This window comes from Mucilaginibacter celer (assembly GCF_003576455.2).
Lineage (GTDB): Bacteria > Bacteroidota > Bacteroidia > Sphingobacteriales > Sphingobacteriaceae > Mucilaginibacter > Mucilaginibacter celer.
This window is the reverse complement of sequence record NZ_CP032869.1, coordinates 178819-191129: the sequence shown is the minus strand read 5'-3', so window position 1 is coordinate 191129 and position 12311 is coordinate 178819. Positions and strand designations below refer to the sequence as shown.

9 protein-coding genes are annotated in these 12311 nt (G+C 45.9%); 5 read left to right on the top strand and 4 right to left on the bottom strand.

Annotated features, from left to right (window positions below; genetic code table 11):
• The first annotated feature begins 91 nt into the window (after window positions 1-91).
• The 5 genes from HYN43_RS00665 (at window position 92) to HYN43_RS00645 (ending at window position 3369) form a co-directional block, all read left to right on the top strand.
• A complete protein-coding gene (locus HYN43_RS00665; RefSeq protein WP_119407617.1) occupies window positions 92-949 on the top strand; it encodes a helix-turn-helix domain-containing protein in 858 nt (285 codons plus the stop codon).
• Between the two features lie 69 nt (window positions 950-1018).
• Complete coding sequence (locus HYN43_RS00660; protein WP_119407616.1) at window positions 1019-1591, top strand: DUF417 family protein; 573 nt, start codon at window positions 1019-1021, stop codon at window positions 1589-1591.
• A 23-nt stretch (window positions 1592-1614) separates the two neighbouring features.
• Window positions 1615-2154: a carboxymuconolactone decarboxylase family protein gene (locus HYN43_RS00655; RefSeq protein ID WP_119407615.1), complete on the top strand. Its 540-nt coding sequence runs from the start codon at window positions 1615-1617 to the stop codon at window positions 2152-2154.
• Between the two features lie 95 nt (window positions 2155-2249).
• The gene (locus HYN43_RS00650) at window positions 2250-2651 is read left to right on the top strand and encodes a nuclear transport factor 2 family protein (RefSeq protein WP_119407614.1); all 402 of its coding nucleotides are present in this window, start codon (window positions 2250-2252) and stop codon (window positions 2649-2651) included.
• Between the two features lie 115 nt (window positions 2652-2766).
• Complete coding sequence (locus HYN43_RS00645; RefSeq protein WP_119407613.1) at window positions 2767-3369, top strand: DUF1684 domain-containing protein; 603 nt, start codon at window positions 2767-2769, stop codon at window positions 3367-3369.
• Window positions 3370-3709: 340 nt separating this feature from the next.
• On the opposite strand, the gene HYN43_RS00640 is transcribed toward HYN43_RS00645, so the two are convergent.
• The 4 genes from HYN43_RS00640 to HYN43_RS00625 all read right to left on the bottom strand — a co-directional run bounded on the left by HYN43_RS00640 (window position 3710) and on the right by HYN43_RS00625 (window position 12290).
• On the bottom strand, window positions 3710-5989 hold the full coding sequence (locus tag HYN43_RS00640) for a glycoside hydrolase family 3 N-terminal domain-containing protein (RefSeq protein WP_119407612.1): 2280 nt from the start codon (window positions 5987-5989) through the stop codon (window positions 3710-3712).
• Window positions 5990-6377: 388 nt separating this feature from the next.
• Window positions 6378-9332 (bottom strand): discoidin domain-containing protein, encoded by a 2955-nt coding sequence (locus tag HYN43_RS00635; RefSeq protein WP_119407611.1) that lies wholly within the window; start codon window positions 9330-9332, stop codon window positions 6378-6380.
• 466 nt (window positions 9333-9798) lie between these two features.
• Window positions 9799-11028, bottom strand: a complete 1230-nt coding sequence (locus HYN43_RS00630; RefSeq protein WP_119407610.1) for a DUF4998 domain-containing protein — start codon at window positions 11026-11028, stop codon at window positions 9799-9801.
• A 17-nt stretch (window positions 11029-11045) separates the two neighbouring features.
• Window positions 11046-12290 carry a DUF4959 domain-containing protein gene (locus tag HYN43_RS00625; protein WP_245447101.1) on the bottom strand — a complete coding sequence of 415 codons (1245 nt, stop codon included), beginning with the start codon at window positions 12288-12290 and terminating at the stop codon, window positions 11046-11048.
• Window positions 12291-12311: the final 21 nt, after the last annotated feature.

The window sequence follows — 12311 nt, the reverse complement described above, 5'->3', positions numbered from 1 at the left end:
CCGTAGGTGCCTCGTTATCTCAAACAGTTGCCGAATTGTTGCGAATTGAACCTGCCGCTTTCCTATATTAGCGCTCTTATAAAACCACCCGTTGAAAGAGATCCGCGATAAATCAGGAGAATTCCTGTTAGGTTTAAAAGAACCGCAGGACGATTTTTTATGCAAGCCCGCCCAGTTTTCAGAGTACACCGTTTATTTTATCCCCGAAGGACAGGGAACTTTTCATGCCGATTTTGGAGCATTCCCTTTTAAGGGCCCGGTTTTATTATTCTCCACCCCGCTGCAGGTTATTTACATAAATGATTGCCGCATCACTAAAAGCAACATCATCCAGTTTCACAGCGATTTTTACTGTATCGAATATCACCGCGAAGAAGTGGCCTGTAACGGACTGCTGTTCAACAACATTTACCTCGACCCGGTTGTGGTGCTCACCGAGCGCGAGGCAGGCATTTTTGAGCTATTGTTAGGGCAGATCAATGACGAGTTCATGCAGCCCGCCCCCTCAGATATTGTGCTCCGTGCCTTTCTGCAACTGTTTTTGGCTAAGGCCAGCACCATTAAAATGAACGCCATCAGCACCAGCCAGGATAAACCCGAAAAAGATGAACTGATGGAACGCTTCCGCCAATTGCTGAACGTGCATTTTCTCGATCTGCATAAGCCATCTGATTATGCCTCGCTGCTGGCCGTATCGCCCGATACCCTCACCCGGCGCTGCAGTAAATATTTTCGCAAATCACCATCGCAACTCATACAGGAGCGGCTCATTCTCGAAGCAAAAAAACAGCTTCACCTTACCCGGCAAAGTATTAAGGAAATTGCCTATAACCTTAAGTTCCAGGATGAGTTTTATTTTAGCCGGGTATTTAAAAAGTTTACCAAAGTATCGCCCCAAACCTTCCGCGATAAAACGGGCATATCCATCGTAGCGGATTTGTACAAATGAAACCCTGATTTGTCCATGTTACGGGCCCTTGTACTGCTGTAGTTTTGCTTTATCAATAAACAACACAGTATGAAAACTTCAATCATAAATACCATAGCCGGCATTGATCAGCTTGGTAAAAAGGCAATTCGTTTCGGCATTGTAGTCGTATTTCTTTGGATAGGCGGTCTTAAGTTTTTCACTTATGAGGCCGATGGTGTGGTTCCTTTCGTAGCCAACAGTCCGGCAATGTCGTTCTTTTACAACCACCCTGCCGAATACAAAAAACATCAGAACAAAGAAGGCGAACTGATAGCCGCCAACCACCAGTGGAACATCGAAAATAACACCTACGGCTTTTCTATTGGTTTGGGTATTATGTTGGTAACGCTGGGCATTTTGGTAGCTCTTTATAAAGTAGTGCCAATAGCAAGTATGATAGCCAGCGGCCTTATTTTTATCATGACGCTGGGTACCCTCTCCTTCCTGATCACTACGCCCGAAGCGTGGGTGCCACATTTAACTGATGTAAACTTTGGCTTTCCCTACCTATCGGGCCGCGGCAGGTTGGTTATTAAAGATATCGTGATCCTTGGTGGCGCTATTATTACCATGAGCGAGACTGCCCAATTGTACCTTAAACGTAAATCAACCAATAAATAATCATCAAAATCAACAATACAATCATGAAAACTATAAATGTCCCTACCCGCGAACAGGTAAGCACCGAATCGCAGGAATTATTTGATACTTTGAAAAAACGTATGGGTAAAGTACCTAACCTGTACGCCACTATAGGCTATTCATCACATGCCCTGAAAGCTTTCCTCGATTTTGAAGGCAGCTTAAATGCCGGTTTATTCACCGCTAAAGAGCGTGAGGCGATAGCGCTGATCGTATCGGAAGTTAACGGTTGTGCCTACTGTTTAGCCGGCCATACTGCGGCAGCTATATTGCGTGGCTTTACCAAAGCCGAAACGCTTGACATAAGGAGAGGCTATACTGCCGACGACAGGTTGAATGTAATCATCGCCTTAGCAAAATCCATCACCGCAAACAAAGGCAAAGGCGATACTGCCGATTTGGAAAACTTTTATGCAGCCGGTTTTGACGAGGCTGCCCTGATGGAATTGATTGGTTTGGTTACCGTGCGTATTTTTACCAACTATGTGTTTGTGAACACCGAAATCCCTGTTGATTTCCCTGCTGCCGAACCAATTAATTAAAGCTGAAAGCCGAAGGCGGAATGCTGAAAGCCTAAGGCATAAAGCTGAAAGCTTGCAGATCGTTTTTGGCTTAATACACTATTATAAATAATACAATGAAAACTACAGAAGAGATCAAAGAACAATTAGCCAATAAATTTTTAAATGGTTTAAGGAACCGCGACTGGGATTTAATGCGCTCGGCACTGACCGATGATGTAACCTGGACATTGCCCGGTACCAGTCTGCTTTCCGGCCCGGCTATTGGTGCCGATGCGGTAATAAAAAGAGCCAATCAGCTGCGCGATTTTGGGGTGATGGTGAAATTGAACCACATTTTATACGGCCTGGATAGCGTAGCGCTTTCCCTGCACAATACAGCCAGCCGCGGCGATCTGATTTTGGATGAATATGTAGCAATTGTTTGCGATATCAGCGATGGCAAGATTGTTAGGATAGTTACCCATTTGAGTGATGTGGAAGGCATCAATCGTTTTTTTGTTGAAGGGGTGATTTAAATATTCCATAAATCTTTCAGGCAAACACGCCAGGCCGCTAAGAGAAAACCTTTGCGGCTTTGCGCCTTTGCGTGAAACACATAATCCGTTTAACTTTAAGCCAAATAATTTATAGATGAAATACCTCACTACAATAATCCTGTTATTTACCGTTAATACTTTCAGCTTTGCTCAAAACCACAAAACCCAGATAGCCGAATTCCGCAAAAGCTATATGGATGATTTTTTGAAAGATCCCCGCTCGCCGCTAAAACAGGAAGATTTAAAATACCTCCGATTTTACGATGCCGACAGCACTTACCGTGTTACCGCTAAAGCAGAGTTGCTAACCAATCAAACCCCGTTTGTTATTCCGGCTTTTGATGGTACGGCGAAGCAATATCTCCGCTACGCCTTGCTCTCATTTACTTTGAAAGATAAATCATTACAATTAACCATTTACAAAAGCATAGCCCTATCGGCAAACCCGGCATTCAGTAATTACCTGTTTTTGCCTTTTAACGATACTACCAATGGGAAAGAAACTTATGGAGGCGGCCGCTATATCGACCTTACCACCAAAGACATTAAAAACGGCAGTATCGTTATCGACTTTAATAAGGCCTACAATCCTTACTGTGCCTTTGCCGGCGGTTACTCATGCCCTAAGCCACCCGATGAGAATAATTTGGATATAGCGATTGTGGCCGGGGAAAAGAATTTTGGGAAGGCGCACTAAAAAATGAAACATGTTGTCATGCTGAGGAACGAAGCATCTTCTGCAACAAGCATGGCCGCTATGCAGGGCTAAGAAGATCCTTCGTTCCTGCCCATGGCATGTTCAAAAACACGTTGTCACGCTGAGGAACGAAGCATCTTCTACAATAAGCATGGCCGCTATGCAGGGCGAAGAAGATGCTTCGTTCCTACCCATGACAAAGGTTAAATGTTATATCACCTTCAGATGCCGCGGCTTTTACTTACTCAGGATGACAAAATCGTGATGTCATATCGCCTTCAGAGATCACGGCTTTTACCTATTCAGGATTAACAAGATGGTAATTGTTAAACTGATCTTATTACTTCACGCTAACCGTTTTATGAAACACTATCTGGTTTGATGCACCGCCTACCTGTATATCAAACTCGCCGGGTTCAACCACGTATTTCATTCTATCATTATACAATCCCAATTCAGATACCGGCACGTGTAAGTTAATTTTCACCCTTGCTCCTGCTTTTATCAGTTCTTTTTTAAAAGCCTTAAGCTGCTGCACCGGCGTAGCTACCGAACTTACCTTATCGCGTACATAAAGCTGCACAACTTCCTTACCATCACGATTACCGGTATTTTCAATCTCGACCTCTACATTAATAGTTCCGTTTTCATTTAATACCGAATCTTTCACTGTACAGCTAACATATTTAAAATTGCTGTAGCTCATGCCTTCGCCAAAAGCCCAAAGCGGGTCTGGCCTGTCAAAAATATAATGCCCCTTAGGTTCTTCGGGACTTCCCGGCTGATCGAAAGGTTCGTTGCGGTCGGTTACATAGTGATTGTAAAATGATGGGCTATTACCGGTACTGCGCGGGAACGACACATTTAAATGGCCCGAAGGATTAACAACCCCGGTAAGGATATCGGCCAAAGTACGGCCTTGTTTTTCGCCGCCATACCATTGCACCAGCACGGCATCAGCATTATCTTTTACCCATGGCATAGCCAGGGGCTTGCCTGCAATGAATATTACCACCATAGGTTTACCTGTAGCTTTGATAGCTTTCAGCAAATCCATTTGCACACCCGGCAACTCGAGCGAAGAAAGGTCAAAACCCTCGCCCGAGGTTGAGTTTTTTGGGCTACGGCCCAAAAAAGTGCTGCGGGTGCCAATAGCCACGATGGCTATATCGCTTTGCTCAACAGCTTTAACAGCTTCGGCAATATGGCTTTTGTCCTGGCTCCACCAGTCGCAGCCCTCGGCCTGGTTTAGGGTGATAGCTTTATTGCCTATCACTTCTTTTAAACCGGCCAGCAGGGTTGTGCCTAATTTAGGGTTGCGCTCTGTCCAGGCGTAATCGCCAAAAATGGTTTGATTACTGTTGGGTCCAACTACGGCTATCGATTTGTATTTGCTGAGATTTAGGGGCAAGATATTATTGTTGTTTTTAAGTAAAATGGCGCTTTCATCGGCGACCTCCTTAGCCATAGCCACATTGGCCGCGCTGTGTACTACTTTGGCAACTTTAGCCGGGTCGCCATATGGATTTTCAAACAGGCCGAGGTTAAATTTTACCGTTAACACCCGGCGCACAGCCTGGTCAATATATTTCAGATCCAATTTACCGCTCGCAATCAAGCCTTCCAATTTGGTATAGGCATCGTCAATATCGAGGTCGATACCGGCAATGAGGGCCATTTTGGCGGCATCTTCCTGCGAATCTACAGCATGATGGAATGTTTGCAGGCGATCTACCGATCCCCAATCCGAATATACATAGCCTTTAAAGCCCAGCTCGCCGCGCAAAATATCGGTCATGTAATAGGCAGAGCCGGACATGGCTACCCCATCGTACGAACTATAGCACGACATTACCGCAAGCGGATTGGTTTCGGCAATCACCCTTTTAAAAGGGTACATATACAGGCTGCGTAACTCGCGCTCGCCGCCGCTTACATTAGCGCAATTTAACCCGCCCGATGGCGAACCGTGGGCCATAAAATGCTTGGGCGTACAGGTGATACTGCTTTTTTGATAGCCCTTTACAAAGGCCACGCCCATTTCGGCAATGAGGTATGGGTCTTCGCCAAAGGTTTCTTCTACCCTGCCCCAGCGCAACTCGCGGGCAATATCCAGTACCGGAGAAAGAATCTGGTGGATGCCCATCACCTGTGCCTCATCGCCGGCGGCTGATGTCATCCTGTTGATGAGTGCCGGGTTAAAGGTACTACCCTGAGCCAGTTCCTGCGGAAAAATGGTGCTGTTGTTTTGCAGGATGCCTTCAATGCCTTCGGCAGCGGTAAGGATGGGGATGCCCAGCCGGGTTTTGGTAAGCATATAGGTTTGCAGCTTTTGATACATATCGGCACATTCGGCGGCGCTGCGGTTCATTTCGTGGGTGCAGCCGTAGCTTTCGCCTTTAAATATCCGGTCAATTTCGTCGGCGCTGCCTGATGCGCGGTTTTGCAGTTGCTCAACCTTTTCTTTCAGGGTCATGCGTTTCAGCAGGTCTTCCACTCTATCAGCAACGGGGGCTTTTTTATCTTTATAAAGCGGGGTGTCGGGGTTAGTTTTTAAAGTGCCCGATGTGGTAATTATCAGGGTTGAAAGACTGATTAGGCCTAAAGTTATTTTTTTCATTGATGATGCGTGGCGATAGTGGGCGCTAAAATAGTATTATGATCTATTAAATTACAATCGATTGCGAGATTGGATAAAAAAGGAAACACAGCCGTCCGGCTCCAGCCGGGTGGCTACTATCGCCCAGGCCTCTGGCCTGCGCGATACGAAAAGTACTGGTCGAAGTTTAGCGATAGCATAACTTCGTACTAAAGTGGCGGAAGCATTCTGCTTCCGGGGCGCGACATTAAATCTCTTTCCACATCTGAAAAACTTAAGTGGATAGTATTAAAGTTAAGCTGAAAGCTTAACACAGTTTAGCTCGAAGTTACGCTATCGCTAAACTTCAACCAGTACTCCATATTACCAACCTTCGCTATCGCGAAGGTTGGTAATATTATTTATTAAACTATCTTCCTGCAACCGTGTTATTATAAGCCTCAGCCTCCAACTTCACAGCATCCTTCCCTAACGCAGCCTCGTCAAATTCAATCTTAACTGTTTTACTTTCTCCTTTCAGCAAAGTAAAATAGTTATCGCTCATAATGCCCGGCAAAATCTGCTCACCGGTAGATGCTTTAACTGCCTGCACACGCACACCGAAAGCTACGGCTTTTGATGATGAAGGATTAGTTACCTGAGCCGTGATATAATATTTACCATCGGCCTTAACCGTTTTATAATCTACCTTCAAATCAACTTTGGGCAGGTTATTTAAAGCAGTATAATCTTTACGCTTGTTACCCCTCCAGTAAAAATTATCAGATACTATTTTACCGGTATTATCACTAAGTTTTAGTTTGATAAAGTGTACCGCCGATAAACCTTCACTGGCTACATCGCCCTCATAAACCTCAAAATTATAAAGCGAATACCCCCAGTAAGTAGCACGCTCCACGCCCTGCATTTTTACGTAGCGGGCGTTAACCTCGGGGAAGGTGATTTTCTGTTCGCCCTGGCGGCCTTCGGTGGTGCTGTATACATCATACCAGTGATTGGCATCGTTTGATACCTGGATCTTGAACGATTTTGCATAGGCATCTTCCCAGCTTAGGCCAACACCGTTCACTACTTCTTCTTTACCCAGATCGATATAAACCCATTCGCCATCGTTGTAACGGCTGGCCCAGCGGGTGCCAGGGTTACCATCGTTAACAGCCGAAGCATCGCCGTTGGTTGATGATGAGCTTACAACTTTTTTGTTTTTTGCCAGATCGGCCTTGTACTGGTTAAATTTCAGATCAAATGCCGCACCTGAACTGTTGGCCGGGGCATCGATAGTTTTTGAAATACTGTATTGTTTCACCAGTGTACCATCCAAATTATACACATCTGCCGAAGCTGTTAATCCATCCACATCTTTCCGGGTAGTGTTAATTACTTTAATGGCATTGGTTAAAGGATTCCATTGAATGTGCAACGGTTCGCAGGCCTTTTTAACGCCCCAGTAAGCGCCCGTCAAATCATAATAGTAATCATAGGTTTGCCATACCATTGATGGATAGGCCGATTGGCTCATCCAGGTCATCAAACCCGAAGCATCCTCGCCCATGGCATCCTGCCAGCCCTCAAACATAGCCTTGTTGCTTTCCAAACTTACAAACTGCGCTTTACGGCAAAAGTCTTCTATCCCCTTTGGTTCGCCGTAGCCGTTTGTAATGCTGGCCTGGTAACTATCCGGCCCGGCATTAAATGCCCTCGGACCGAAAAAGTGCTGATCCCACATTTCATTGCGCGGCCACCAGTTTTCTTTCGGCATAAATTTTTTAAAGCTTTCAAAGTTTACAAATACCGCAGTGCCCAGCTCAGAACGTAAACCCCAGCCTTTGTTACCGCCCAGGCCGGTTGGGTATGCGGTAAAGTAGTAGCGTGGATCTTTGGCATCCCATGGGCCGCTGCCGGTAAGATTTTCGGCGTGCGAGTTGGGTTGGTACCAGCGGTCGCCGCCATCAAAGGTGGCCAGGTCTTCTTTCAGCCAGGCGCTGAGCGGTTGTTCAGGCCATCCCTCATTATCGGCGCACCACACGGCAATAGCAGGATGGTTTCTGAACCGCTTTATTTTTTCGATGGCATTGGCGTTAAACGCCGTCAAATCGGCCGGAAGATTTGGGTTGGCATTCAGCCAGAAATCGTCCCAAACCATAATGCCATATTTATCGCAGGCATCATAAAACTCCTCGTCGGTAGTTGAACCGATCCAGTTACGGATCATGTTGAAGTTCATTTCCTTGTGCAGCTTTACCTTGTAATCATATTCGGCACCACGGCAGCGCAGCAGGTATTCGCTCATGCCCCAGTCGCCGCCTTTTATAAATACTTTGGTGCCGTTAATGGCCAGGTGCAATACATGGCCAATGGTATCATAGCTGTATCTTTTAATACCGAATTTGATGTTCCTTACGTCCGATACTTCATCGCCCACACTAACGCTCAGTTTGCAGTTGTACAGGTTAGGCTCGCCATAACCGTTTGGCCACCAAAGTTTGGGACTGTTGATCATCAGCTGCTCAAAATCGCGTTTGGTGAGTTTTACATCGGTGCTGCCATTGGCATCCACATAAACCTTTTTCTGAAACTCGATATTGCCCGGTGTAATTACACCTTTAATAATAGCTGCCTGCGAACTTGCCGCATTGTTTTTAACTTCCAAAGCAACCGAGAGATCGGCACGGGCATTGGTTGGTAACTCGGCGCGGATCCAGGGATCTTTAATAGTTACATCGCCGGTATTGCTCAGGAAAACATTATCGGTAATACCAGAGTTAAGGCCCGGTACATACGGCATCCAATCCCAGCCAGCACTTGATACATAGTTGGGGCTGCCTACGTTGGCCAATGGTTGTTTGGGGATATAAACCAATGCAGTCAATACGTTTTTGCCGTTTCGGCTTGCCAATGCGCTGATATCAAAATGGCCGCGTTGCATAAACCCATCCAAAGTACCCAATAAAGTACCATTCAGGTAAATATCAGCCTTGCGATTTACGCCCCTAAAATTAAGCCAGATAGTTTTTTTGGTATAGCTTGCGGGGATTCCAAATTCGGTACGGTACCAAAAACTACGATCATATTTGGCTTTATCAACCTTGTAAATATTATCGCCAAAGTTGGGGTCTTTCTCTAACGCGGCTGCCACGTACGATGCGAACGTGGTACCGGGAACAACGGCAGTAACCCAGCCGGAAGTATTGTAGCCGGCATCCTTAATTTGCGAGGCATCGGTAACGTCGGCTTGTGGTTTTACCTTCCATTGCTGCCCGGACGAGCTGTTGAGCGACACCTCGTTGCTTTGGGCATAGACACCGGAGCAAACACCTGTAAGGATGACAATTAAAAATCGGGATAAAGAAAAACGTTTAAACATTGGGTTTTAATTATTTAGTGGGATTTTTTGGGTAGATTTTTATCAGGGGTATTAATACCGGTTTTGTAAATGTATATGGGTGCGGTAAAATTGAAAATGGATAAAACTTATAAAAAGATGGATTATACTCGGCAAGCTCCTAAGGTTCTCAAAAGCTGTTTAAAAGCATGTAAGAGCCGTCATTGCGAGGCACGAAGCAATCCCCGATAGGCAGAGGGGCTAAGCAAATTCGCCCTGTACAGTTGGGGATTGCTTCGTGCCTCGCAATGACGCTCGGAGATAATACCAGTTTCATTACACGTTTTTAAACAGTTTTGTCTCCCCAGGTTCTCTTGCAGAGAAGCCCGATTTTTGCCCACTATCTCACCAATTAAAGATAAAGGCGAACCCATAGGCCTCGTGTGGTGCACGCTTCAGAATCCTCTACCAGAGAACCCGAGGGGACATTTGAAAAGCGTTATTTCTATTACAAACTCCTCAGCTTAACACCTTTAAACTGTACATAAGTATAGTTCTGCGTATTTACCACCCATCCAAACGTAATGGTGGTGGTTGCCGCAAGAGTAAAGCTTAGCGTATGCGTACCGCCCAGGTTATTCTGATCGCCACGGAAGATGGCCAGCGGGCTACCGATATTGGTGATATCCGGTAAGGCATTGCCAACCGCCACAATCTCATTAGCATTGAAGTTGCCACCATAGCCGGCCGTTTCAATATCCAGCGCGTAGCTACCGGCTGGCAGGGTAATGGTTTGATAAACTTTACCATTGTTCACCCCATCGCCGCCCCAGTCTTTCGATTCGAAATGGATCACGCCATTGCCATCCCACGACCAGCCGCCGCCTTTGCCGCCATCCTGGTTCAGCACGTTGTTGTTGTACTGCCAGTCTTTAGGGGTCCCCCATTTGTTGGTACCATTATCTCCGCGTTGAAATGTGTATCCTGGGTTTTTGATGTAGAGCGATGTGATGTCGCCCACACGCCTAACTCTTGGGAAAAGCGTAGGCGAAGCCACCGTAAACGTATCGATAGCCCCCCTGAACGGCAGATAGCTTGATTGGTAGGTAACATCGGTACCAAACTGAAAATCATTAATAGTCACTATCGAATCTTCAGGTTTTAGCAAAGCGATTTTGGTTTGCCCGGCGGTGTTGATGTACGTAACAATGGTTTTGGTGTTGATGGTTACCGAATCGAGCGTGATCTGGTTAAAGTTCAGCTTAACCAGGCCGGTGGTAATATCAACCGTAAAAGGGTTATCGGCATTGTAACCGCGGTTAAAAATACCTCCCGCGTAAACCGAACCGTACACTCGTACACCATTAATGGTTTTGGCGATGGAAATATGCCCTTCGCTATCAACCGAGTTTACGATAAAGTTATAGGTACCCTCAACCAGGTTGGGGATAATTACTTTTACGGTATCCAGCGGATCATGGCTTTCGGCCGTAACGGTTAACGAATCCTGCTTGTTGTTCCAGTAAATTTTGTACTTCACAATTTTAGGGTCGGGACTTGGGTTCCATACCAGTTGGGTACGCAGCTTGCCTGCCCTGTAATTGGCGTTTGATATTACACCGGGGTAATATTTTTCGCCGCCTTTTATCAGCTCTTTATAGGCTTCATTCTTTTTCGAGCAGCCCCATGCGGCCAGCAGCAATACCAGCCATGCTATATTTTTGATGTTGATTTTCATTGTTTGATGGCTTAAGGTTATTGAGGGATTCCGTAAAACGACATTTCTTCGATATAGGTGTAATCCAAACCAAACCAGGTTTCTTTCACCACTACCCTAAGGTATTTTACAGGCGGAGCATTAAACGGCAGATCGAAGTTTACGCCGGCATCAATAAAGGCCTGGTCGGCAGCGTTGGTTTGTCCCTGCGGCAAACCCGACGGCGGATCAGGGAAACGGTAAGTACCCAGCACCACCCAGTCGCCAACGGTAGTTCCGGCGGCAAGGCCTCCAGGCGTAACGGCATCGGCAGGGGTATCTTTATTTGATCCCCAGATGCTGAATACTTTAGGGTTGGCATAGCCGTAACCACGGGTCCACATTAAAAAGTGACTTAGCTTATAACTTCTGCCTACGCCAAAAGTACCCTGTACCAGTTTCTGAACCGGCCCGATAGTGGTTTGCCATGGCGAAGCGCCGCCAACCTCTTTGGTAAAGCCATCCCATAAATAAGGTAGAATACCGCCATAACCTATGTAAGCATCGCTTGGGGTATTAGCCGGGAAAAACAGCTTTTTATCAAGCATCTCTTCATACAAAGGCGTAAGTGTTACAATGGTAGTATCAGACGAATTACCAAACTGATCGGTCACAAACGCGCCGAATTTGGCAGGCGTAGTGCTGAAACCGCGCACCGCATAACTAATGGTATCGGTACTGGTAAAATGCCTGTCGTTGATGGCGAATTTATTGTTTGCAGGATCGATAGTTACGAGGTTGATGCCTACCGGGCGTTTATCTTTATTTAAGGCCGATAAATGCACGCCACCAAAATCGGCAGCAAGGGTAAGGCTTTTCCTGATCAACTGGTAATAAGGCGTATCCGGGTGAACGGTAACCGTGATAGGGTCTGATTGTACATTGGCCCTTGTTACCGAATGCAGTGTAATGGTATATTCCTTACTGCTTTCAAAGCCATCAACCCTAATGGTATCCAAAAAATAACTCGATTTAGTTTGACGGGCTGTTTTTCCGTTGATGTTATAATCGGCCACCACATACAGCAGGTTTTGCGATGAGGGCAGGGTGTAAGTTAAAACCGCGCCACCGTTAAAATTGCGCACCTTAACATTGGTAACTACGCCGGGTTTGCTTTTATCGGTATCGTCCGGAAGTTTATAAGTATCGCTTTTGGAGCATGAAAACAAGCATGCGGTTAAAAGCGCCAGTATAGCTAAAAAGTATACCGACTTTATATGATTATTGCTCATAATATCTTTCATTTTTTATTCGTGCTACAAAAA

Bases quoted from the DNA above. Each gene is read 5' to 3' on its own strand.
- HYN43_RS00660 (WP_119407616.1), top strand. From the start codon at position 1,019: ATGAAAACTTCAATCATAAATACCATAGCCGGCATTGATCAGCTTGGT.
- HYN43_RS00655 (WP_119407615.1), top strand. From the start codon at position 1,615: ATGAAAACTATAAATGTCCCTACCCGCGAACAGGTAAGCACCGAATCG.
- HYN43_RS00650 (WP_119407614.1), top strand. From the start codon at position 2,250: ATGAAAACTACAGAAGAGATCAAAGAACAATTAGCCAATAAATTTTTA.
- HYN43_RS00645 (WP_119407613.1), top strand. From the start codon at position 2,767: ATGAAATACCTCACTACAATAATCCTGTTATTTACCGTTAATACTTTC.
- HYN43_RS00640 (WP_119407612.1), bottom strand. From the start codon at position 5,989: ATGAAAAAAATAACTTTAGGCCTAATCAGTCTTTCAACCCTGATAATT.
- HYN43_RS00635 (WP_119407611.1), bottom strand. From the start codon at position 9,332: ATGTTTAAACGTTTTTCTTTATCCCGATTTTTAATTGTCATCCTTACA.
- HYN43_RS00630 (WP_119407610.1), bottom strand. From the start codon at position 11,028: ATGAAAATCAACATCAAAAATATAGCATGGCTGGTATTGCTGCTGGCC.
- HYN43_RS00625 (WP_245447101.1), bottom strand. From the start codon at position 12,290: ATGAAAGATATTATGAGCAATAATCATATAAAGTCGGTATACTTTTTA.